We start from the raw sequence: 24564 nt of genomic DNA, 5'->3' as shown, positions 1-24564 counted from the left end.
AAACTTTTGCCCGTTAGTATATCCGCGGGCTGGTTTTTAATGCTTGAAATCGGCAAAAAAATCGTTGCCTTTGTCATCGACGATGATGAACGCCGGGAAATCCTCGACGTAGATCTTGCGGACGGCCTCCATGCCCAGCTCGGGGAAGTCCACGACCTCGACCGATTTGATGGAGTTCTTGGCCAGGATCGCCGCCGGGCCGCCGATCGAACCGAGGTAGAACCCGCCGTACTTCTTGCAGGCATCGGTCACCTGCTGCGTGCGGTTGCCCTTGGCCACCATCACCAGCGAACCGCCCAGCGACTGGAACAGGTCGACGTAAGGATCCATGCGCCCGGCCGTCGTGGGGCCGAACGATCCCGAGGCCATGCCGTCCGGGGTCTTGGCCGGCCCGGCATAGTACACCGGGTGTTTCTTGAAATATTCGGGCATCGGCTTGCCCTCGTCGATCATCTGCTTGATGCGCGCATGGGCGATGTCGCGGGCCACGATGAGCGTGCCTTTCAGGTTCAGGCGCGTCTTGATCGGGTATTTCGAGAGGATCTCGCGAACCTTGTCCATGCCTTCGTCGAGGTCGATCTCCACGGCGGGCGACATGCCGGGCGCCTCCTTGGGCAGGAAACGCGCGGGGTTCTTCTCCAGTTCTTCGAGGAAGATGCCCTCCGGGGTGATCTTGGCCTTGATGTTACGGTCTGCCGAGCAGCTCACGCCGATGGCCACGGGGCATGAAGCCGCATGGCGCGGGGCACGGATCACGCGCACGTCGTGCACGAGGTACTTGCCGCCGAACTGGGCGCCGACACCGCTCTGCTGGCAGATCCTGAGCACCTTCTCCTCCCACTCCAGGTCACGGAAGCAGCGGCCGCCCTCGTTGCCCGAAGTGGGCAACTCGTCGAGGTAGCCGGCCGAAGCCTTCTTCACGGTCGAGAGGCACATCTCGGCCGACGTACCGCCGATGCAGATGGCCAGGTGGTAGGGCGGGCAGGCCGACGTACCGAGGTCGAAGATATGGGTCTTGATGAAATCGGTCAGCGATTTCTCGTTCAGCAGCGCCTTGGTCTGCTGGTAGAGGAAGGTCTTGTTGGCCGAACCGCCGCCCTTGGTAATGAAGAGAAATTCGTACTCCATGCCGGGATGGCCGCCGTAAATGTCGATCTGTGCCGGGAGGTTCGTACCGGAATTCTTCTCCTCGGTCATCGTGAAAGGCACGACCTGCGAATAGCGCAGGTTGCGGTCTTTGTAGGTCTCGTACACGCCCTTGGCAATGCATTTCGCATCGTCGGCGCCCGTATAGACGTCCTCGCCCTTGTGGCCGATGCAGATGGCCGTGCCGGTATCCTGGCATGTGGGAAGTTCGCCCTCGGCCGCAACGACCTGGTTGAGCAGCATGGTGTAAGCCACGAACTTGTCGTTGTCGGTGGCCTCGGGATCATCGAGGATGTTGCGCAATTTCTGCAGGTGGGCGGCGCGCAGGTAGAACGACACGTCGCTGTACGCGGCTTTGGACAAGAGTTCGAGGCCTGCGGGGTCGACCTTGAGGATCTTGCGGCCGTCGCACTCGACGACTTTCACATAATCCTTCGTCAGCAGACGGTACTGGGTTTTGTCTTCCCCGACGGGGAACGGCTCCTGATAAATGAAATCAGCCATAATCGTGATATGTTTTGTGTTTGTTAATGTCCGTTTGTCCCGTGCCCGGCATGCCGCGCGGCGCATTGCCGGCACATTACAGCAAGCAGCCCCGCAGCCGGCAGGCATCCCCCCCCCTGCCTACTTGCCGCCCTGCCGACCGCAGTCGGCCGCAAGCAAGCCGCACCGGGCAAATACCCTGCCCGCACGCCGGGGGTTAAGGCCATGCAAAAATACAAAAAACTATCCGGATTGCGCAACAATTTTCCGCCGGCTGTTATTATTTTCACAAAAAGAGAATAAAATAGCCGGATCGGACGCAATTAATTAGAATTTTTATTAAATTTGTGCGGTTTTTCGAGACAAACAATTCACTGCATAAATTAAATTATTATGGTATCGTACAAAGAATTGGGACTTGTGAACACCCGTGAGATGTTCGCAAAAGCCATCAAGGGCGGTTATGCCATCCCGGCATTCAACTTCAACAACATGGAGCAGATGCAGGCCATCATCTCGGCTTGCGTGGAGGCTTCGTCGCCGGTCATCCTCCAGGTTTCGTCGGGCGCACGCAAATACGCCAACCAGACGCTGCTGCGCTACATGGCACAGGGCGCCGTCGAGTATGCCAAGGAGCTGGGCAAAAACATTCCCATCTGCCTGCACCTCGACCACGGCAACTCGTTCGAGTTGTGCAAGAGCTGCATCGACATGGGCTTTTCGTCGGTGATGATCGACGGTTCGCACCTGCCCTACGACGAAAACGTAGCCCTCACCAAGCAGGTCGTAGACTACGCACACCAGTTCGACGTAACGGTCGAGGGTGAGCTGGGCGTGCTGGCCGGCGTCGAGGACGAGGTTTCGGCCGAGCACCACACCTATACCGACCCCGCCGACGTGATCGACTTCGTATCGAAGACCGGCGTAGATTCGCTGGCCATCTCGATCGGCACGTCGCACGGCGCCAACAAGTTCAAGCCCGAGCAGTGCACCCGCAACGCCGAGGGTATCCTCGTTCCGCCCGAACTGCGTTTCGACATCCTGGCCGAGATCGAGAAGAAGCTCCCCGGCTTCCCCATCGTGCTGCACGGATCGTCGTCCGTACCGCAGGAGTACGTGAAGATCATCAACACGCACGGCGGTGCGCTCAAGGATGCCGTAGGTATTCCCGAGGAGCAGCTTCGCCGCGCCGCCAAGAGCGCAGTCTGCAAGATCAACATCGACTCGGACGGCCGTCTGGCCATGACCGCAGCCATCCGCAAGATCTTCGTAGACCAGCCCGCAGAGTTCGACCCCCGCAAATACCTGGGCCCGGCCCGCGACGAGCTGAAGAAGCTCTACATGCACAAATGCGAAAGCGTCCTGGGTTCGGCCGGACAGGCTTAATCCGGAGTTCCCGACAGAAAAATCCCGGGCCGATAAGGTGTGGGATTATAATGATGTAACGACTTGATTTATCGGGTCGTTACATTTTTGTATAGGATAATAGGTAACGAAAAGGCAACGGTTTATTTTCAGTTAATTGCACGAAAATACCGCATTTCAAATAACCTACTGCAAGATACGAAAAATTTTCCGACCGGGCAAATTTCGGGACAGCCTTTACCAATGTCAAGTTCCGGAGTGATTTGCTCCGGTATCTGATAAAAAGTTTTGGTTCAAACATAGTTAAGTTTGTTTCTCCGTAGTTCTTTGAGTAAAATTATATAAACCCGTTGGCGGAATTAAAATTACAAAAGATTTATGCATAAAAAGTTATGCATAATACTAATTATTAACACATTAATAGTTTCCGATCAATTAATAGCTAATTCATATATGCACAACCTATATGCAATATTCGCAAAATTTCGCGACATCTGCAAGCAGTTTGCAGGGAACTTGATCAACGAAGAATATACCTCGATGTGGTGTCGTTCCCAGATTTTCCGACTTGGAAGTGGTTGCTCTCAATATGGCTTCTGAATCCATTGGTATTGACAGCGAATCCCTTTTATTCGTTAAACTGAGAGAATATAAATCTGAGATTCCTCATTTAATATCTCGTCAGTAATACAATGGCAGACGAAAGTTCACGGCTTCTCTTTGTGCTGCCATTCGAGAAAAGATGGCAGCAGCTATTGATGGTGGTGAAGACTACTTCTGTATAGATTCAAAACCGATAGAAATCTGTCGTCCTGCCTGTGCCAAGCGATGTTCCATGGGCAAAAATGAAATAGAAAAAGCTCCTTCGTTTGGATATTGTGCATCACAAGGAGTTTATTACTACGGTTCATTAGTGTCCACTAAAAAATCATAAGAGTTCTTTGAAATTATTGAAATTCAAATTGTTATAGCAGATTTTGAGGCGCAACGATTTGAAATTACTTTTGCAGTCTGAATCAGGCTGTTATGAATAAAGACAAATATGTTTTCGCCCAATTAGTCGGCTTCCTGGACAATTTTAAGTTCCTCCGCATTGTAAAGAAGTATGAAGGCGACAAGTATATAAAGAGTTATACTTGTTGGAATCAACTACTTACGATGATGTTCGGACAGCTGTCAAATCGAGAGAGCCTGCGGGATCTCATTGTTGCGATGGAAGCGCATGCCGGAAAACTTTATCACCTCGGCATCGGCAAATCCGTGACCAGAAGCAATCTTAACAAGGCTAACGAGCAGCGCAACTACCGCATATTCGAGGAGTTCGCGACCGACAGTAGTGATGCCAAAGAACAAAAAAATAACATTACCTTTACGGAACGATTTCGGGATTTGCCGTGATCCCAAAATCGTCCCGAATACAACCTCTGACACAGTTTATTTTACGATCCCATCAAGTTGAAGAATTCTTGCACATTCCGCTCCGATTTAGGGCAGACACATTCCTCGAACTTCATTCCGTCATTGAGACTGCCAAGAAGCACAACCATACTTCTTTTAGTGCCATTCAAGCCTTGTTTGAGGTCTGAAACCTTGACATGCACCTACCGCTGAATAGTTACTAAAAAACATTGATTATCAATCATGCGTAAAATTGCGACATATCTGTCAGCAATCATGCTGCTGACGGCCTGCATAACGAATAACCGGCAGAATAACAGAATTTTATACGTTTCGATACAACCGCTGCAAAGTCTTGTGGACAGCATTGTCGGCGGAGATTTCGAAGTCGAAGTACTCGTGCCCGCCGGAGCCAGTCCCGAGACGTTCGAACCTACGCCCAGACAATTTGTGGAGCTAAACGAAGCGCAACTTATTTTCAATGTGGGACTTATCGACTTCGAAACCTCGCTGTTGGGCAAAATCGAACAACAGGAGAAAGTCATCGACCTGAGCCGCGGAATCGACCTGATCGAAGGCTCTTGTTCGCACAGCAGCCACGGACACAATCATACGCACGGTGTCGATCCCCATGTCTGGACCTCCCCGAAGGCGTTGCAGAAGATGGCGGCAAACGCTTTCGAAGCCATTCGCAAAGCCTATCCCGATTCGGTGAAATACGAAACCAATTATAACCGGTTGCAGAAAGAGTTACAAGCATTGGACGCTCGCACGGCGGAGAAAATCGCACGGAGCGGCATCGAATATTTCATCGTCTACCACCCCGCCCTCACCTATTATGCCCGCGACTACGGGCTGCGGCAAGTCGCCATCGAAGCAGACGGTAAGGAGCCCTCGGCCAGGCAGTTGACGGCGATCATCCGGCAAGCCCGGGAGGATGGAGTCCGCCGGATATTCTACCAAAAGCAATTCCCGGCATCGACCGTGGAGGTCATAGCCCGAGACATCGACGCCGAATACGTGGCGATTGATCCGCTGGACCGGGACGCCATAGCGAACATCGACACGATAACCGACTTAATCACCGCAAAATGAATCTGGTAACGATGCGCGACGTAAGCGTCGCATACGACGGATACGAAGCCATTCAACATGTCGATCTGGAAATCGGCGACGACGATTTCCTGGGTGTCATAGGTCCCAACGGCGGCGGAAAGACGACGCTCGTGAAAGCCATACTCGGAACCGTGCCCCATACGGGCGAAATATGTTTGGCGCCGGAGTTGTTCCGGGGCAAGGAGCGGCTGATCGGCTATATGCCGCAGTTGTCGGATTTCGACCGGGAGTTTCCGATCTCGGTGCTCGAAGTCGTGCTGTCGGGATTGCAGGGCCGCCGCGGGTTCCGCTCCCCCTACACCCGGGAGGACCGCGAAAAGGCGATGGCGCTGCTGGCCTCGTCGGGGATTGCCGAAACGGCCCGCCAGCCGATCGGAGAGGTGTCGGGCGGCCAGATGCAGCGGGCGCTGCTGGCCCGGGCCGTGATCTCGGACCCGAAGCTGCTGATTCTGGACGAACCCGCGAATTTCGTGGACAACAAGTTCGAGAAAGAGCTTTACCGCACGCTGCACGAACTGAATACGCACATGGCAATCGTCATGGTGTCGCACGACATCGGCACGATCACGAGTGTCGTGAAAGAGATCGTCTGTGTCAACCGCCGCGTGCACCGTCACCGTTCGAACGTGCTGACCGAAGAGCAGCTGCGCAACTACGACTGCCCTATTCAACTCGTTTCGCACGGCCACATTCCCCACACCGTGCTGGAGCACCACCCGGGGGACGGATGCTGCGACCACGATTCTGTCCGATAACGACCACCGCGACAATGGTCATACAGCCGGGCGCATTAGGGCGGAGAATGCCTCCCTGCGGCGTTATTCGTTTATATCTTTCACGCAGCGCACGCCGCCATAATTGCCTGTGCCGGACAACAAATACAGTACGCCGTTATTCTGGCTAACGGAAAATCCGGGGCGGCCCGAGTCGAACTGGAAGCGGGTGCGCGAAAAATGGTTGTTGAGTGTCCAGTTTCCGTCATTGCCGATTCGGGAGTGCATCAGCGCCAGTTCCCGCTGGTTGGGGATACGGTATCCTGCCGGACACGGGGAGTTGCCTGCGCTTGCCGCGCTCCTCAGCGACTCCCAATTATATCCATGGCCTCCGGATGGCGTGTTTAGAACTTCGAATATCCTCCAAGGTTTGTTGGCCGCCTCGCGTTCGTGGTGCTCGGGCAGTTCGGCGGTCTGGAAATAGCCGCGGATGGATTGCTGATCGATTCGGGCAAGCGAGATCCTGCGGGTCATCGCATCGTAGGTGGCCATATCGTCGGGCTTGACGGTTCCGGCGGCCGTGCGTGGAATTCCCAGATTACGGACACAACGATAATAAACAGGAGTAGAAATCGAACTGGAATAATTTTGGGAAAGTTTTCCGGTCGAGGAGCCTTCGGATGACCATAGGATTATGGGGTTGTCATAGCCAAGGTACTTCTCGTGAACCGTACTGCTGGCGAAATACTGCTCCTGCCCCTCTGTCCAGGTCGTTTTCCTGTAAAGCCTGGCTCGCTGGTCGAAGGACCATTCGCCGATCCATAGATCCGTCAACTGGTTGATGGCCGCCAGATACCATTGCACCTCGTTCTCGTCGATCGTGCCGTCGCCGTCGTTGTCGCGGTTCATCCGCAGACATTTGTATTTGGCAGCCTCGTAATCGGACTTCAGGGTCCAGGTCGACGTCGTGACGTAATCGCTCCAGCGTTTGGTCGTACTGCCGCCCAGCCACATCCGGAGCGTATTCGCACGTCCGTTGTTCGAGTCGTTGTATGTCGGGTTGGAAACGTCGTTCGTGTTTTTTTCGAATGCGACCGGCGTTTCTTCCTGGATCATCTCCGTGCCCCAGGCCGTGAAATTCTCTTCGTCCATGATGTTATACATGGTCTGGATTGAGGACTGGCGGATCGAATAGATGGCGTTGGTCTTCGTGCTCTGGCGATCGGGGCTGTACGCCAGATTCGAAAGGATGTTCATGACCCGCGCCTGCTGGTTGACGAATTTCTTCCACAAGCCGTTCACGGCCGTTTCCGAAGGATCGGTCGGGCTCGTCTCGTAATAGTATTCGTCGACGAATGCCGTGAAGCGCATGTAGTCGCTACTGTCGAACAGGTGGTCGGAGCCCCCGCTTCCGCTGGTACGGTAACGCTCCTTGCAGGCCTGAAGGATATTCACCAGCTGGTCGACATACAGCAGTTTGTCCGTCCCGTTCGCCACGTCAGTCATATAGGTGTCCAGCGAGACCGTCCCCGTGTAGACCGCATCGTTGCCCGGATAGGCGCGGAAATCGGTGCTACTGTAGAAGTTGCTGCTGTTCTTGCTGTTGATCCGGAACTTTATCCACTTGTAGTCGGCCGGATGTTCGCCGGCGGCGCCCCGCGAGAAGGGGGTGTTGACGTCCCAGGTCATGGTCTCGTCCACGTTGCTCTGGTGGAAACTCAGGGTGAACACCTCGTTGTACGCGTCCAGCTCCTTGATCTGCAGCGCCATCACGACATCGCCCTCGACGCCGGGACGCCGCTCGTCCTCCTCGGTCTTCTTGCTCGAATCGACCTCGATGATGATTTTGTCCACCGACACGATTTTCACGTTATAGGTATAGTAGGTGTTGCGGAGCAAGTTGTAGTCGTCGACGCCTTCCACGCCTCCGAGATGGATCGTATAGACCACATCGGTCGATATTTCCACGCCCGACGACGCGTCCTTGTAGCGTATGTCACCCCGCAACTGGACGCAGGTTCCGGTCTTCGGCGCATAGGTATAGTCGCCGTTGGCGACCTCGATTCCCGCGCCGGTCGGGGTCTTGTCTTGTTTCTCGCGCAGCGCATACTGCTCCTCATAGGTGCCCGCCGTGACGGGAATCTCGGCCCGGGGCGTCAGGACGCTCTCCAGCGAATAGAAGGCGAAGGTCTTGCCGTCCTCCTCGAAATGAGCCCACTCCGTATCGAAGCACTCCGCGGGGTCGGTGCACAGGTCGGTGCGCGAAGCCATCATCCCCGCCTTGCGTGGAACCGACACGACGCGCCAGTCGTCGGAAGTGAAGGTGACGCCCGAAGCCTCGGTGACGCGGAAGCGGATTTTGGAGTCGACGCGTGTCAGCGGCACGGTAGCCGAGACGGGACTGCCGGCCGTGACGGTGACATTCTCGGCGACGCCCGTCATCAGGAAGTTGGTGCCCCGTTCGATGAACTTGCCCCGGAGGTTCACCACGCACGAATCCAACGCCGCACGCGAGGCGATGCCGTCGAGCATCTCGCGGGTAATGTCGACGACCGTATTGTCCGTATTGGCAATGGCGGCCACGCTTTTCCCCGTGCCGCACGTCAGGCCGCCGATGGTTCCGGTCCAGCTCGATGCGCTCAGGCTGGAGATATAGTTGCGGCAATCGACCGACCCGTCCGGGTTGAATATGAAGATGTAGAGGTTGTTGATCCGCTGTTCGTCGGCATCGGCCGACACGGCGCGGGTCTTCACGTCGTTCTGCGAAGAGGCGACGCTCAGCGTCAGCGAGGCAAACTCGCCATGCGTTCCGGGCAATTCATCCTTCGAGCACGCCGCGACGGCCAGACACATCCAGGCTATATGGAATAATCGTTTCATAATCGTCAATCGAAATCGGGGACATCAATGGTTTCCTGGTTCCAGTCCTGCACCACACAGGTCAGCGCCATCTCGCCGAACGGGGTGAACTTCAGTCTGAAAACATATCGCTTGCTGGCTTCGATGCTGCCGGAGACGACGAAATCGCCGATATTCCGAACTATTGCAGATTCCCGCGTCACGCCGTTCGACGTGTAGCGGACCGTGACGGTGAGCAGGTCGTCGTCATCGATCTGTTGCGGCCAAAGCATCGCGCAGCCCGTTGCGGAGGAGACCGGCTGGTAGACGGGATAGACGGCAACCAGCGAATTGCCCTGCAACGTGCCGTCCGCCTCCGAGAGAGCGTACTCCCTGTCGGCGGCGTCCGTCGCTAAGGTCTGCGTGATGGCGTCCGGCAGTTCGTGGTGGCAGGTGGCCTTATGCAGGAACTTTCCGAGACGGATTCCGGTTATGCGTATCGACTGTCCCTCGGAGAGCGTGCCGTCGACGCTGGCTTCGAAGACCACGGCCGCCAACGCATGGCGGAATGTCAGCGGCACCCTGCCGCCCTCTTTCGTCCGGTCGAGGGCCGGGGCGCTCAGCAGCAGGTCGCGGTGATCCGCCACGGCGTCGGGAACGGCATAGGTGACGCGCGGAGCGCCTGTCCCGCATGAGACGGAGACCGCCGCATCGGTGTCATACGGAGCATAGGCGAAGAAGCTGACCTTTCCCTGGGGCCAGTATTTCGTCGGAGAATAGGTCCAGTCCCCTCCGGCGGGGCGTGTCACCCGGACATTGTACATGTAATCGGGCTTCGAAGCGGCGGCATCGTAGCTGCCCTGGGGCGAATAGTAGGCGAAAACCCCGAAGTCGGCAAAGTTGCCGTCGTCGGTCTGTACGCCTTTCGTCCATGGAACGGCCGAATCCCCTATCCGGTCGTCGAACCGGATGGCGTCGTCCGCGGGTTGCAGGGCTTCATCCCCTCCCCTGCCGCACGATATAAGAGTCGTCAGGCTGAAAACCGCCCAAAGCCAATATCTTCGTGTTTCCATATCCGTAACTTGTAAATCGTATCGGACCGCCGGGCGGTCCGGTTTGTACTCCGGGAGGGACATTCAACCCTCCCGGAATTTCGTGAGGCCGGCGCATGCGTGCGGCCAGAGCGTCTTAGATCTCCATGTCTGCGTTGGAATCCTCCCAATCCACTACCGACGTCTTGAACAGGATAGGTTCGAGGTTGCCGGTGACGGTCAGCGTATAGGTAATGCGCTTGTTCATCTTCCAGATCTCTTCCCCCTCCGTATCGCCGGTAACTTTCTTGCTGCTGAACGGAACCGTGTAGTCGGCATACGTGTCGGCCGAACCGAACAGATACTGGGGGGTTGCGTTATTATCCTTGTAATAGATCTTGCAGGAAATCGTAAGGGTGCCGCCGGTCATGTCTCCGTCACCGGTTTTTGCAGCGAACTCCTGCGGAAGCAGTATCAGTGCCTTGTCCGCATCATAGAGATTTTTTGCTTCCACATTGGTGATTTCCTTGGTCTCGGGGAAAACTGCCGTATATTCGGTCAGGTTGCCTTCAGTAATGCTCCAGCTGGCAGCGCCGGCGGCCGAGAGGGTGAAGGTGCCCTTCGACTTGAGGTTGCTCAGCTTGATGCCGTTCTCCTTCACGTCGATGAAGACACCGTCGCCCTTGGCCTTGGCCTTGAAACGCACCTGCGTCATCGCGTGTTTGAACTGGAGGGGAACCTTCACGGCCGGACTTGCCTTGGCGACATTCAGCGCCGAGGCGTACATGAGGTCCACCTGGCCGGCATCGTCGGCAGGAACGGTATAGTCCGTCATGATCATTCCGTCGCCCTTCGTATATGCAACCGGAATCGCAACGCCGTTCTTGGTGTAGGGCGCATAGGCGTAAAAACTGAGGGTTTCTCCCTGGGTCGGCCAGTAGCGGATGTCGCTCGTGTTCTTGTAGTCCCATTTCGTGCCGTCGGAAACGATCTCGGTGCCGGCATCGGCCTTGCCCATGTAGGGGCTGTCCGAGGTGCTAATAAAGGCCGTTACGCCGAAGACGTTGCCCGATGCGGCGAACTCGGGGTTGTTGTCGAACGGATTGCCGCGGGTGATGTTCGAATAGGTGTTGAAGCCGATAGCGTTGCCGGCATTGGTCAGGGCGGAGTCGACCACGCTTTCCTTTGCGCAGCCGGCCAGTGCGAAGGCCGCCAGAGCGATGAGAACAGATCTTTTCATTTTTTTCTTTTTTTTATGGTGTTTGTAAAATCATGTTTCGTCGGTTACATCGGGATGTCGACATCGATGTCCTCCCATTCCTCCAGGTCGGGGTCGAAGGCGCCGTCGCCGTTGCCGATCACCTCGGGAAGTTCGATCTCCACCTCGATATGGATGATCTTGTGCGTCGCGCCCTGCGTCACGCGGATGGCATCGGTGACATCGAGCGAGACGGGATGTTTTTCGCCATTGAGCAGCACGAACTCCATCTCCATCAGGTAGCGCACGCCCGTCTCATCGTGCAGGCCGAACGTCGCCAGCTGTCTGGTGATGGTGCCGTTGCGCGGGTCTTTCGCATCGAAGCAGCGGTTGTTCAGCACGAACTCGTGGCAGACCTGCAGCGAATGCGGCTTGTCCGAATCGAGGTAATAGCCGCCCGAAAGATTCTTCAGGTGGGTGCGGGGCGCCCCCGCGGCATATTTGAGCCCCTTGACATGCACCCTGATGTCGGCCACCGAGATGATGCGGGTCGGAGCAGTCTGATAGACTGCCGCCGGGGCGGGTTCCATGCCGTGGGGTTTGGTCCGGAAATATTCGATCATCTTGCGGGTCACCTCGATATTTCGGACTACGCTTCCGGCCACCGTGTCGGGCTCCCCGATGAAGGATTCCGCTCGGGTGCCGCCGCCGAGCGACGTGAAGTTGGGGGACACCGCCCTGCCCATCAGGGCGAAGGTCTCCAGCCGGTCGGTTCCCGCGCTTTCGATATTCCTGTATTCATCCAGCGTATTGTTCAGCACGACAACACTATAGAAGCCTTCGGGCAGTGAGAGGTCCGCTTTCCGGGAGTCGTTGCTCCGGACCACGTCGAAAGCCGCGCCGTTGCGGTCGAACACGAATGCCGAAACGCCGTTGGGCGTCAGCCGCGCCGGAGTCCAGTCGGCCTCGATACGGACGGTGGCGCGGTCGACGGTGGCATAATAAAGGTCGTCGCGCCAGCAGGAGGAGAGCGCCAGAACGCCTGCAAGAGCCGATATAATCAGTATGTTTTTCATTTTGCAACCTCCTTTTTTCTGTAATGCAACAGCCATACCAGCGAAATCCGCGCCCTCGTAGGACCGATCCAGTTCAGCCGACGGGTCTCCCACGGGTAACGGACGACCTTGATGTCGCCGTACTTCGTGTCGCGCACACGGTCGTAGGCCTCATAGTTCGAACGCAGGTAACCGACTCCCAACGTGTATTCCATACGCAGGCTGCGGCTGCGTCCGATGCGGTGCGCATAGCCCAAGCTCAGCCCGGCATCGAAGAAGTCGCCCTGGGAACCGTCGTCGTTGAAGACCTGAAAGTCGAATTTTCCGCCGCCGCCGTACAAGCCGAGGTGCCAGCCCGTCATGACATCTCGTTTGGCGCGATCGCCCAGCCAATATCTTATTTCGCCATGTCCTGCCAGAAGCTGCATCGTCAGGTCCGACTTGTTGCTCCGCCACCACGGGAACATCCACTCCCCGGCAACGGACCAGCGTTTGCCCATCGGGACTTCGAGCTCGACGTTGAGCGCCGAGGCCAGGTCGAAGAGCAGGTTGCTCTTCACGGCCAGCAGGGGCTTGCGGACGAACGTCGGTTCCATGGCCGGCGACTCCGGAACGGGTTGCGGAGCCGGCATCTGCACGGTGTCTGGTTCTACGACCGGTCCGGGTTCTGACTCGGGTTCCGGCTCGACCGTCGGTTCGGGCGCATGGGGAACCGACTGGAACACGATGATGCAGGTTGCGCCGGCCCGCAGATAACGCAGATGGTTGTTTACGATGTGCCGCCATGCCGCACCGTCGCCCACCTGTTTTAGCCGCCACTCTTTGGTCGCGGAGTCAACGTCCGAATTGATGATCTCCAGAACTCGCGCCCGATGGGGACATCGGTCGTCATCGGCAATCCGTTGGGCCAGTCCCGCCCAATCTTCGCCGATAGAACATATCTGCACCCTCTCTCGCACGATGTCGGGATGCTTCCAATACACATAAGTGCGCGTAGCCCGAGCCCGTTCTTCCGCGAGTTTGATGTTGCGTTCCAACATGCCCTCGGGAGATGCCGACGCGATGATGACAATGGAATCGAGATTATCCCTGACTTCCGGTCTGTTAAGCATGGTGTCGAGTTTGGCGAGCGACTCCTCGTTTGTCAGATACTTCTTTTCGAGCAGAGACCGGTCGAAACGGAAATACAGACGAATGATCACGCTCGTATCCCTCCGCAGGGATAAATCGGATACGGCATGTTGCGCATGGCTGTCATTCAGACAACAAACGCACGCCAGCATCAATAAGAATATCTTCCGTCGCAACTCCATTGGACCTGTTTCGATAAAGTTTCTAAAAAATTCCAATCCGTCTCTGCCTTTGAGTTTTTCCTCCGCTCTCTTTTCGCTTTTGTAGGCCCGCATGACGAACCAGCGGGCTGTTTCCGATTCCTTCCGTATTGGGCGAGACGATATCTATACATGTTTATACTTGTTTTTCAATCAATCAGGGCGCATACCCGTAGTTCATGCCAATAGGTGTATTAATATGTATTACAATCGTTTATATCACCCCTCCCGGAATATCAATCATCTATTCCGTAAATCTGTAAACAGATATTCTGCTCGTTTTACGCTCTTTCTCTCCGCAAGAGAAAGAGCGATGGATATAATAGGTTGTAACTATCTGGTAAACAAACGGAAATCACACTCAACGGGCGGTTTATTTATATAACATTGTTGGATAAAAACCTTTCGGCGAGTTCAGCAGCCGAAAATTTCATCCGTTTTATACCGTTATTTCCATTAAATTACATAACTTTGTGTTTGTCAATATTTCTCTTGCGGAGAGAAGCAGTCTGTTTCACAACATTTTTCTTTCTACTCTCCCTATCAATCAGTCGGAATCATCCATCGAAAATGTCTCTCTGCTCCATTTTTACCGGTTGCAAGCCGTTTGCGATTTCCTTTGGAGGATTCCGTCAGCCGATACATCTCTTCATGAGAGAAATAGCGAAATGATTAGCGTTTATTCCCAGCGCCCTACGCACGAAAGCCTCCGAATTAGTTCAACAAATTCTCCCGATTGCTTAACATTTCGAATTGAAATGACCGGGATAATTTTATTTTTCACCGAATTCTGTTGCCGTATTTCATATTTTTCATAACTTTGCGGCAGTGAGATATTTCTCTCATGAAGAGAAGTTGCATCTATCAGTCAATCCGTTAAATGCTATTTTGAGGATTTAGCCGTCGTTTATTTCTTCAATTATCACTACCGAACCACCTATTCCTTCCGGAGAGAGATTTTCCGGTGGATTGATCTGTCGGAAAAAATATCTCTTTCAAGAATAAGCCTTGAAAGAGATTTCCGAATGAAAGCCGGCTGAACAAAAATCTTTGTACGACTACAATGCTTTCAGAATTCGGCTGTTAGCCTTGTCCACAGCCGATGTGTCCAAAGAGGCGAGATAGATCCGCGTGGTCTTCTCCGAATCATGTCCCATCGCCTCGCTGATGATCGCGAGCGGAATGTTTCTGTCCTTGGCGATGGAAGCCCACCCGTGGCGGGCGACGTAGCTGGTCAAGGGTATGTCCAGTCCCAACCGCTCGCCTAATTTTTTCAATTTGTCATTGACCAGATGCGCCGCATTCTTGTACTGCCGGCGAGCGTCGGCATGCATGTCCCGAATTACCGGCAGCAGATAAGGAGTGGCGTTCGTATCATATTTATCGACGATCTCCTGCATGGGTTTTTCCCATTTGACGAACAACTGCTGTCCCGTTTTCTGCCTGCGGTAAGAGAGTATGCCGTTTTGCAGGTCTTTCTTCTTCAGGTAAGCCATGTCGATGAACGACATTCCACGGGTATAGAATGAGAACATGAAAATGTCGCGGGCGAAATCCATCGCCGAAAACAGCGCCAAATCCAGATCCCGGATCTGGCGGATGACTTTCAAGGGTACAGCCCGCTTGACCGTTTTGCCAATGCCCGTGTAGACATACTTGAACGGATCGCGCTGCACGGTCATTTTCTTCTCGACGGCCCGGTTATAAATGGCACGCAGTCCCCTCATATAGTAGGAGGAGGTATTCGGGCATACACCTCTCGATTTGAGATAAGTCTCGTATTCGATCATCAGGTCGGAGTCCATCTCATCCCAAGACACCTCGGTATTCCTGCGGAAACGCCCGAAGCTGTTCAAGACGGTCGTGTAACGTTCGCCCGTGCGGATTTTCCCGATCTGTCTCAACTGCCCGACAAGACTCCGAGCGAAAGAGAAAAAGCCTCCGGCATCCGAAGGCGTAAGATAGCGTGCGACCACATCCCCGGCCGTATAACTTTCGCCCGTATGCTCCAACCGGGAGATAATGCACTCCAGGCGGGCGATGTCTTCTGCAATCCGGCTTTTCAATGCGACAAGGTAAGCGTGTCGGGGTTTGCAATCCGGCCGGAGCAATCCTGCACGCAGAGCGGCCCATTCCGACGGTAACAGTTTATGGCCGCTGTTGATCTGTCGGGTTACACGGTTATGCATGATCTGATAATACAGTCGGCCTTCACGATCCGCAACGGACGAGGCCCGGAATTTTACTTTTACGCTTGCCATACGTTTGTTGTTGTTAAAGTTGCCGGGTCAAGGTAACGAGCAAGCGTACAATTCTATATTGGAATCCGATAACGCTGCCGGTCGGGCGACAATCCAACTCTTATATTCGCAATCGCTCCTTAGCCTGTTTTGCAAGGTTGAGAATCTCAAGACTCAGAGCTTTCAGCTCGCGGGTCCGTTGCTCCAGCATAGCGATCTGATGCGGGATAGCAACGTTGGAAAAGTGTGCGTTGATGGCTTTTACAATCTGGTTATAGTTGTTCCCGAACTTTTGAAATTGGAAATAAAAATCATTCAGCCGGGCGATAAACTGCGTCTTTGACGGGTCGCGTTTGATGACGACGAACTCTTCGGCGAAGATGCGTTTGACGATAAACCGACTGCGGTTATGCTCAAGTCCGGCTTTGCAGAGCAACTCGTTGAAGCGGATGTTTTGCTCTTCATTGAGCCGGAAGGAGTATTTATAACTCGGAGTTCGAAATTGTTGTGTGTGTTTTCGGTCGGTATTCATAATATCGGTTAAAAAGGCGTTCGACTTGGGAGAACGCCCGGCCTCGCAGAGCGGGCACCTTTCGTATGCCGAAAAAATTTTCGGCATACGAAGGTACAGCTCGCTCCCATCTGGCGATGGGAAAAAGCCGCGCCGGAGAACTGCTATCGAAAGTTTGAAAACTCCTCCGCTACGGCTTCCGGGACTGGGGCTGTTCCCGGTGCAATATTACAACCGTCCGGTACGAAAAAAAAGCCCGCCGAACGGACTGGAGCGGTCGTGAGCGGACATCGGAATCGAGGTATTTCTGTCGGTTGTATCTTGCAGCATGAAAGGCAAGTTTTCTTATTCCGTTCATTATCCCGATATAAACTGTATTAAACAGAAAACGGTATTTTGAATGGTTTAAAACATAAAACCAAACACACGAGCTTTATGACCGTATAACGAATATTCAATCTCAAAAACATTGTACCATGGATTCATTAAAAGAAACTGACAAACCTGCAACAAACCTTCCGAAGCATCCCCGTATCGAAGTCGATGAGGAGTTGATGCGTCAGATGATCGCCGGACAAGCTCCTTTGGACTCGAAAGTCGTCCGTAGGATTCCCGAGCCGGAAGAGGAAAATACGGACGCTCCCGAGGGAAACACATCGGCACCAACTGCTGAAAAAACAAATGTCGACACCCAAACGACTACTGTAAAGGAGCCTGCTGGATTCCGACGGAAAAAGATCATACTGCCGGATTTCGAACGCACCTTCTTCGCTCCGGTAGATTGCCGTAACCGCTCGGCGATTTATGTCAGTGCGCAAACCAAGCGCAAAGTGTCGGAAATCCTCCACCTGTTGGGGAATGAAAGCACAAGGCTTACGGCTTTGGTCGACAATATGCTGCGCTTTGTCATGGACATTTATAGCGACGAGCTGAATTATCTCCATGAAAAGAAAAATAAAAGACGGCCGTTTTGAAAAAGCAGAGGAATTTCGACGGCAGATCACAGGACGGGATGAAATCCGCCGATCGCGGCTGAACATCAGAACCGGATCGTCAGGAGCCGCAGAATGTCGCCTTTTCCGACGGTAGCGACCAGCAAAACGCCGGGGATGGAAATATGCAAGGCTCGCCCCTCGGGCGATTCGCATGGCCTTGCATATTTCCATCTCTGACGATAAATTCCCTGCCGGCGGGAAAACTTACATCGAAAATTACCCTGCTATTGACGAAGTAAGATCGGGAATCGAATTAGCTGTAAGATAGGAGGCCATTACCGTGCGACCTTGAAGACGCTGCTGAGTTTCTCGCTTAATGCCGCCATATCCTGTCCGATTTTATCATTGGTGATCTTAGCATAGATTTGGGTCGTGGTGATCCGCTTATGCCCCAGCATCTTGCTGACCGTTTCCAGAGGTACGCCCTGCGTGAGCGTAACCGTCGTGGCGAAGGTATGCCGCGCGAGGTGGATCGTGGGGTTGAACGACAGACCGGCGTGTCTGGCAACATGCCGCAAGGACATGTTCAGCGTATTATAAGTGCCTTTGAGCGGAAAGACCCGGTCGCCTGAGAGGTGCATATCCTTATAACGCTCGTAGAGCATTCCGGCAACGGGAAGAAGTTTGACACGGAACTGCGTACCTGTTTTCTGACGCCTGTCGATAATCCAGCGCTCCCCGTTATCGTCCGTATGGATGTCCGCGTGGGTGAGTTTCACCACGTCCGCATGGCTCAGGCCCGTGAAAGCACAGAAGACGAAGGCATCCCGGTTGATACCCGTTCGGTAATTGGGGAGCCTGACATCTATCACGGCTTGTAACTCCGAAGCCGAAAGGTAACGGCGTTCTGAGTATTCCGGCCTCACGTAGAAACCTGCGAAAGGATCGGCGGCAATCCAGCCGTTCTTATACGCCGTGTAGGTCATCAGCTTCAATTTCTTGAGCGTAGAATGGATCGTCCCGGAGCGCATCCCTTGTACCGAGGAGAGGTAGACCACAAACTTTTCGATGAAATCCCGCTTCAGCTCTTTGAACGCAATGTCCTTGACGCGGTACTCGTATTCGAGGAAGGAGGCCAGACGCCGGCGGCGTTTGCAGTAGTCCTCATAACTGGAATAAGCGCGGTCTTTGCCCACGCGTTCGAGGAAGCCTGCAAGGTATTCGTCGAAGGTCTGCAACAGCAGGCGGCAGTCGTCACCCATACCGAGGAAAGCATTGCGGACCTTTTCGGCCGTAACGTATGAATCACGGTCGCAGAGACGTTGGTACTGCTTGCCGATATTGGTCTTGATGTTCTCCAACTTTTCATTGAGACGCTGGGCTTCAAGACTTCTGCCTGCGGCTTTGTTGGCTTTGGCATCCCAAAGGCTGGAACGAACGGAGAGTTTGCAGCTGAACTGCGACATCGTGCCATTGATGGTGATACGGCCCATAACGGGAACCTGACCGTGTTTTTCCGACTGCCTTTTTACATAGAAAAGGACTTTGAAAGTGCTGCGTTGCATAATAACTTGAACTTTGTGGATGGGTTAAACGTTAAGTCAAGTTATTTGTTATGCGGAAATCCGATGCAACAAACTGAAAACAAACGCCTTAATGCAAACAAAAGCATTTCGGGCAGGTAACGGATAAGTAACAAAACTCACCGTCGAACCTGCCCGATTCTGCTATTTTATTGCTTCGGGCACATGCGGAAAAGAGAATTAAATACTTATAAACAAGACATTTACTCTTTTCTGCATATTCCGTTACCTACAAATACCGAACCATCGCGGCCCGGGATTTTCTTTTATACCCGCAAGCCCGGTGCCCCCGGATCGGCACAGCCCGACAGACCGGCACAGCCGGCGTCCCGCAGATCGGCATAGCCCAGCACCTCGCAGTTCGGCACATCCGGCACCCCCGGATCGGCACTGCCGCCCCCGCAGACCGGCAAGGCCGGCACCCCGCAGTATACCCCGCCGCCGCGCCAGGCTCCGCCCAGGGCCACCGGCCGGGCCGGAAGGCCGCCTACACGCTGAACCGTTCGGCCTGCTGCCGGGTATTACGCCCCAGCACATCCGACAAAGCCGCCCCGGTCAGGCACGCCTCGATCCATGCCGTAAAATCGAAGTATTTGAGTAACGGCCGCTCGTATTTATCGGCCGCAACTGCCTGCACCGCACCGTACAGCCGTTCCCACAGGCGGCCCCTCTCCCGCCGGCTCCCGGGCAGCGGAAAGAGGCGTACAAACCTGAAAACAAGTTTTTCGACCGAGCTGTTTCCGATAGCGGTACTGCGGCGTATGGATTTGATTTCGTTTTCGGCGAAATCGAACCGCCCGCATTCGGCCTGCAGGAGCAAATTCACCAGCCGCGCAATACGGAAAGCCGGGAAATTATAAAACACGAGCCCGGTCGCCTGGATCCGGGTCATGGCCTTACGGGCTTCGCCACCCCGGCCGCACACCAGATGCAGCACGACCAGATTGAGTTGCAACAACAGTTGGACATCGAGTTTCTGCTGCGATAGTTTGCGGAACAGGGTCTCCTCATGCAGCTTATAAAGTTCCTGCGCATCGGCGAAAGCCCCGCAGTTGATGAGCCGGAACGAATCGTATATATAGATATAAGCCAGCACCTTGCGGACGAACTCCTGGGGGTAATCACTTTCCGTAAGCCGGTGCAGCTTGGCGATAAAAAAGGGCATCTCATCGTAAAGCCCCGCCGAAAGCAGGCTGTCCAATACCCCCAGCACGGCATCGAGATAGTGCAACGGAGGGTTGAGCATCCGGCCCGGATTGTGGTCAAACAATTCGAGCAGTTGCTGATAGATACGGATGGCAGCCTTGTAATTGCCCGACTGCAGGAAATAGGTCGACTGGAACAGCTGGTGGAGTTTATCCACCTCAAACCCGTTGTAAGTATTATTGGCTATCAGGTGCAGCTCACTGAGCACCAAATCGTTCAGACTCTGGCATTCCTGTTCGGAACGCACCTTGCTGCGGTAAAGCGCCCGATACTTGAGGATATCGTAAAGCTGCATGTGCTGGTTGGCGCTGCGCAAATGCTTGAACGTCTCGTTGACTTTCATCTGTTTTTCGACCAGCTGCTTTTCACTCATCCCCTGAAAATCCCCGGCACTCAGGTAACGCAATTCCGTCTGCCGGATCAGCATGAGCAGGGCCGTCATCTCATACTGCCCGGCCAGTTTTTTTGCCCGGCTCAGCTCCTCGGTCGCCGCCTGCAGTAAGCCGCAGCGGAAAAGGATCTCCGCCTCGGCCATGCGGTTGGAAATGCGGGCCTGGATATCGTAACGGCTCCGTAAATGCAGCAGGCAGTCAACAACTACTTTATACAGGTGCTTGACGGCGATGTCGAAACTGCTTTCCCCGGCATCGACGCCAAAACGCCGGGCAACCTCCTCGACCGAAGAGCACTCCTCCATCAGGGCGAACAGAGTCAGATAGACCTTATCGCCCTCCTGCAGGTTGCTGTAAAGTTTGAAATAGCGTTTTTCCGCCTTCGTCATCGAATGGATAAGCACAAGCAGCGAAATAGCTTTGTTCATGGCCTTGCGGGTTAGTTATACAAAGATAGGAATTATTTGCAGGAGATGAAATCCCGGAAATTCCTTATGAAAGATCCGGGTTATAAAGAAATATTCCCGGACAATTTCGCGGATATCCGGATAATCCCAAAGAGGTTGTTTCAGCACTAAATACACGCAAGACCGGCATTTCCACCCTATCTGGCAGCCCCCCGCAGCATTTATTACAGCCACGAATCCCTATAAACATTCATTTCAGATAAAATCATTTGAAAATAACCGGATAAAACATATGCCAATATACGAAATAATACATCTATATCTATAATATACAATATTTTATATCACGAGTTACAATATATATTATTTTTAATAAATCAATTTGGGTTTATCATAATTCAAGTAAAAATACGCCTCCCCATCAGAACTATTAAACTTATATTTGTATAACAAACGGCCGGACAAATACGCCAAACGATCCGCAAAATAAGGCGGCAAACGTACATATTCAACCATTACATTAACCCAAAATACGAATAACCATGTAACCTAATGCCTCGGGGCAAAGCCATCCCACCACCAGTCTAACCAACTAAACCTGTAAAACTATGACCCTAATTCTACGAAAGCACATGCTGCGCACCTGTTGTCTGGCCGCGCTGCTCGGTACGCTGCCGGCCGTCACGCATGCAGCCGGTACCGGAGATTACGACACCTTGCAACAAAACGACACCCGCCGGATCTCCGGCCGGGTAACCGACGACACGGGCAAGCCGCTGATGGGCGTAACGGTCGTCGAGAAAGGTACGACCAACGGTGTCAGCACCACTGCCGACGGCAGCTATACGCTGCGTCTGCAAAATGCGGAAAATGCCGTCCTCGAATTCTCATTCATCGGCTACCGGAACACGGAACTTCCGGCAGGAACGAAAACAACGCTCGATGTGCAGCTCACCGAGTCAGTCACGACGATGGACAACGTAGTCGTGATCGGGTACGGTACCACCACGAAAAAAGAGCTGACCGGCTCGGTCTCCTCCCTCAAGAGCGATGATTTCAAACAAGGGAACATCACCAATCCGCTGCAACTGCTCCAGGGACAGGTTGCAGGCCTGAATATCGTACGCGCCGACGGCGGAGACCCCAACGGCGACTTTGAAATCCAGTTGCGGGGCATGACGACGATGGCCGGCGGCGCTTCGCCGCTGGTAGTCATCGACGGTGTCGTGGGCGGCGATCTGTCGAACGTCAGCCCTGACGACATCGCCTCGATCGACGTGCTGAAAGACGGTTCGGCCGCTGCGATCTACGGCACCCGGGGTACGAACGGTGTGATTCTGGTGACGACGAAAAAAGCCCATGCGGGGGAGAACCGTATCGAATTCTCGGCTTATGTCGCCATGCAAAGCGTGGACAAAAAACCCGACGTGATGTCGGCAAGCGAATACCGCAACACGATCCGGCAATATTTCCCCGACAAAGCGTCATCGTACGATTTCGGCGGATCGACGGACTGGTTCGACGCCGTCACGCGCAAACACCCTGTAAGCCAAAATTATAACGTATCCTCATCGGGCGGCTCCGCAAAACTCAACTACCGCGCCAGCGTCTCCTACACCAACGACATCGGGCTGGTGAAAAAAACCGGGAACGAGAAACTCCGCGGACGTCTGAACGTGAGCCAGTCGCTCATCCGGGATCGGCTGAAAGTGGATTATAATTTTGCGTACACCACCGGAAAAGGCTCCTATGCCGACAAGTTCATCATGCGGCAGGCCGTATTGCGCAACCCGACCGAACCCATTTACGAAACCAGCGGCAACAACCCCCAGTACGGCAAATACTTCTTCTCGCCGGGAATCGACTACCACAACCCCGTGGCGATGCTCGAACAACGTGACGACGAAGGCATCCGCAAAGAGTTCTCGGGCAGCGTCAATGCTTCGCTGCGCATCATAGACGGTCTGAAAATCAGTGCCATGGGCGCCATCATCGAGCGTTCGGAACGCTATGGGCACTATTACGGCCGCTATTACCCGGTAAATATCGGCAACAACGGGACGGCGGAAACTTACAACGACCACTACAAGAACAAGATGCTCGAAGCGACGATCGATTATTCGGGCACGTTCGGCGACCACAAACTGCAAGCCATCGCCGGTTACTCGTTCAGCGAGGAAAGTTCGGAAAGCTACGACCAGATGAACTACAAGTTCGATACGGACATCTTCGGGTTCCACAACATCGGCAGCGGCGGGGCGCTCAAGGAAGGGCTCGCCTCGATGGGCAGCAGCAAGGAAGACAACCGGCTCATCGCCTTCTTCGGCCGCGTGATGTATAATTACAAGGAAAAATACCTCTTCTCGGCATCGGTGCGCTATGAAGGTTCATCGCGTTTCGGCGACAACCACAAATGGGGAACCTTCCCGGCCGTGAGCCTCGGCTGGCGCATATCGCGCGAACCGTGGCTGAAGGACGCCAAATGGCTCAACGAGCTCAAGCTGCGCGCCGGCTTCGGCATCACGGGCAACCAGGAAATCGGCAACTACCGTTCGTTGTCGATCCTGCGCAAGGGTTCGTCGAATTTCTATTACAACAAAAAGTGGATCAGCACCTATGAACCCGGCAGCAATCCCAACCCCGACCTGCGCTGGGAGAAGAAAAAAGAGTTCAACGTCGGGCTCGACATGAGCGTGCTCGACAACCGGCTCAACGTCACGGTCGACTACTACAACCGCCGCACCAAGGATCTGCTCTACACCTATACCGTACCCGTACCGCCCAACCTCTACCCTTCGAAATTCGCCAACGTCGGCACGATCGACAACAAAGGTATCGAAGTGACGGTCAACGCCACGCCGATTTCACGCAAGAATTTCAGCTGGAACCTCGCGGCGACGATAAGCCACAACAAGAATAACCTGGTCAAATTCTCCAACGAGGATTACGAAATGGTACAGATCCAGACCGGCTACTTCCCCGACGACCTGAAAATGTATACCATGCGCATCGTCGAAGGCGGCTCGCTGGGCAACTTCTGGGGCCCGAAATTTATGGGATTCAACGATAACGGCGGTGCCATCTACGAAGACCTCGACGGTGTAGAGGGCATTACCGAAGCGGATTACCAGGTTATCGGCAACGCATATCCCGACGTGCTGCTTTCGCTGCAGAATACCTTCAGCTACAAACAGTGGAGCCTGAGCTTCCTGCTGCGCAGTTCCATCGGCAACGACGTCCTGAACCAGAGCCGTGTCTATTACGAAGGGTTCGGTTACTTCGGCACCCGCAATATTCTGCGCTCGACACTCGACCATGCCAACTACAAGGACGGCGCATACTATTCGTCGCGGTTCGTGGAGGACGGTTCCTATCTCAAACTCGACAACATCACGCTGAGTTACGATTTCAAGCTCAAATCGAAGGTCATCTCCAAGCTGCGCTGCTATGTCACGGCACAGAACCTCTTTACCATCACCGGCTACAAGGGCATCGACCCCGAAGTCAGCATCTCGGGCCTGCAACCCGGCATCGACTGGTATGATTTCTACCCCCGTACGCGTACATTCGTTCTCGGAGCAGCCATCGCATTCTAAATCATCCGACCAACAAACGA

General features: G+C 54.1%; 16 protein-coding genes and 1 pseudogene. 7 read left to right on the top strand and 10 right to left on the bottom strand.

The features are described from left to right. Positions 1 to 36 precede the first annotated feature (36 nt). Positions 37 to 1650 carry a fumarate hydratase gene (locus tag NQ559_RS08490; protein ID WP_018696168.1) on the bottom strand — a complete coding sequence of 538 codons (1614 nt, stop codon included), beginning with the start codon at positions 1648 to 1650 and terminating at the stop codon, positions 37 to 39. Positions 1651 to 2022: 372 nt separating this feature from the next. On the opposite strand from NQ559_RS08490, the gene NQ559_RS08485 reads away from it, so the two are divergent. The 5 genes and pseudogenes from NQ559_RS08485 to NQ559_RS08465 all read left to right on the top strand — a co-directional run bounded on the left by NQ559_RS08485 (position 2023) and on the right by NQ559_RS08465 (position 6263). Further along, on the top strand, positions 2023 to 3015 hold the full coding sequence (locus NQ559_RS08485; protein WP_018696169.1) for a class II fructose-bisphosphate aldolase: 993 nt from the start codon (positions 2023 to 2025) through the stop codon (positions 3013 to 3015). Positions 3016 to 3372: 357 nt separating this feature from the next. Next, positions 3373 to 3901, top strand: a pseudogene (locus NQ559_RS08480) (transposase family protein); the annotation flags it as partial. 119 nt (positions 3902 to 4020) lie between these two features. After that, complete coding sequence (locus NQ559_RS08475) at positions 4021 to 4392, top strand: DUF4372 domain-containing protein (protein WP_015546452.1); 372 nt, start codon at positions 4021 to 4023, stop codon at positions 4390 to 4392. Positions 4393 to 4635: 243 nt separating this feature from the next. Next, a complete protein-coding gene (locus tag NQ559_RS08470) occupies positions 4636 to 5487 on the top strand; it encodes a metal ABC transporter solute-binding protein, Zn/Mn family (protein ID WP_026318415.1) in 852 nt (283 codons plus the stop codon). Beyond that, positions 5484 to 6263 (top strand): metal ABC transporter ATP-binding protein, encoded by a 780-nt coding sequence (locus NQ559_RS08465; RefSeq protein WP_015546453.1) that lies wholly within the window; start codon positions 5484 to 5486, stop codon positions 6261 to 6263. The genes NQ559_RS08470 and NQ559_RS08465 overlap by 4 nt, the downstream gene beginning before the upstream one ends. A 63-nt stretch (positions 6264 to 6326) precedes the next feature. Here the strand turns inward: NQ559_RS08465 and NQ559_RS08460 are convergent, their stop codons facing one another. The 7 genes from NQ559_RS08460 to NQ559_RS08430 form a co-directional block, all read right to left on the bottom strand. Continuing rightward, positions 6327 to 9101, bottom strand: coding sequence for a fimbrial protein (locus NQ559_RS08460; protein WP_248605651.1), 2775 nt, complete (start codon positions 9099 to 9101; stop codon positions 6327 to 6329). Positions 9102 to 9106: 5 nt separating this feature from the next. Further along, positions 9107 to 10132 carry a fimbrillin family protein gene (locus tag NQ559_RS08455; protein ID WP_015546455.1) on the bottom strand — a complete coding sequence of 342 codons (1026 nt, stop codon included), beginning with the start codon at positions 10130 to 10132 and terminating at the stop codon, positions 9107 to 9109. 115 nt (positions 10133 to 10247) lie between these two features. Next, entirely contained in the window at positions 10248 to 11330 is a 1083-nt protein-coding gene (locus NQ559_RS08450) for a fimbrillin family protein (protein WP_015546456.1), read from the bottom strand. A gap of 44 nt (positions 11331 to 11374) precedes the next feature. Further along, a complete protein-coding gene (locus NQ559_RS08445; protein ID WP_015546457.1) occupies positions 11375 to 12364 on the bottom strand; it encodes a DUF5119 domain-containing protein in 990 nt (329 codons plus the stop codon). After that, a complete protein-coding gene (locus NQ559_RS08440; protein ID WP_229107514.1) occupies positions 12361 to 13656 on the bottom strand; it encodes a DUF3575 domain-containing protein in 1296 nt (431 codons plus the stop codon). Before NQ559_RS08440 ends, NQ559_RS08445 begins: the two co-directional genes overlap by 4 nt. A 1076-nt stretch (positions 13657 to 14732) precedes the next feature. After that, complete coding sequence (locus NQ559_RS08435) at positions 14733 to 15935, bottom strand: site-specific integrase (protein WP_026318416.1); 1203 nt, start codon at positions 15933 to 15935, stop codon at positions 14733 to 14735. Between the two features lie 100 nt (positions 15936 to 16035). Then, on the bottom strand, positions 16036 to 16446 hold the full coding sequence (locus NQ559_RS08430; RefSeq protein ID WP_026318417.1) for a plasmid mobilization protein: 411 nt from the start codon (positions 16444 to 16446) through the stop codon (positions 16036 to 16038). A 455-nt stretch (positions 16447 to 16901) separates the two neighbouring features. Between NQ559_RS08430 and NQ559_RS08425 the strand changes: the two genes are divergently transcribed. Beyond that, positions 16902 to 17399 carry a DUF3408 domain-containing protein gene (locus tag NQ559_RS08425; protein ID WP_014774946.1) on the top strand — a complete coding sequence of 166 codons (498 nt, stop codon included), beginning with the start codon at positions 16902 to 16904 and terminating at the stop codon, positions 17397 to 17399. Between the two features lie 296 nt (positions 17400 to 17695). Here the strand turns inward: NQ559_RS08425 and NQ559_RS08420 are convergent, their stop codons facing one another. Both NQ559_RS08420 and NQ559_RS08415 read right to left on the bottom strand, forming a co-directional pair. Next, on the bottom strand, positions 17696 to 18925 hold the full coding sequence (locus tag NQ559_RS08420) for a site-specific integrase (RefSeq protein WP_026318418.1): 1230 nt from the start codon (positions 18923 to 18925) through the stop codon (positions 17696 to 17698). Positions 18926 to 19430: 505 nt separating this feature from the next. After that, positions 19431 to 20969 carry a hypothetical protein gene (locus NQ559_RS08415; protein WP_018696179.1) on the bottom strand — a complete coding sequence of 513 codons (1539 nt, stop codon included), beginning with the start codon at positions 20967 to 20969 and terminating at the stop codon, positions 19431 to 19433. Between the two features lie 587 nt (positions 20970 to 21556). On the opposite strand from NQ559_RS08415, the gene NQ559_RS08410 reads away from it, so the two are divergent. Next, positions 21557 to 24544, top strand: coding sequence for a SusC/RagA family TonB-linked outer membrane protein (locus NQ559_RS08410; protein ID WP_230322155.1), 2988 nt, complete (start codon positions 21557 to 21559; stop codon positions 24542 to 24544). The last annotated feature ends 20 nt before the right edge of the window (positions 24545 to 24564 follow it).

The organism is Alistipes onderdonkii (assembly GCF_025145285.1).
GTDB lineage: Bacteria > Bacteroidota > Bacteroidia > Bacteroidales > Rikenellaceae > Alistipes > Alistipes onderdonkii.
This window is presented reverse-complemented; position numbering and strand designations above follow the sequence as displayed.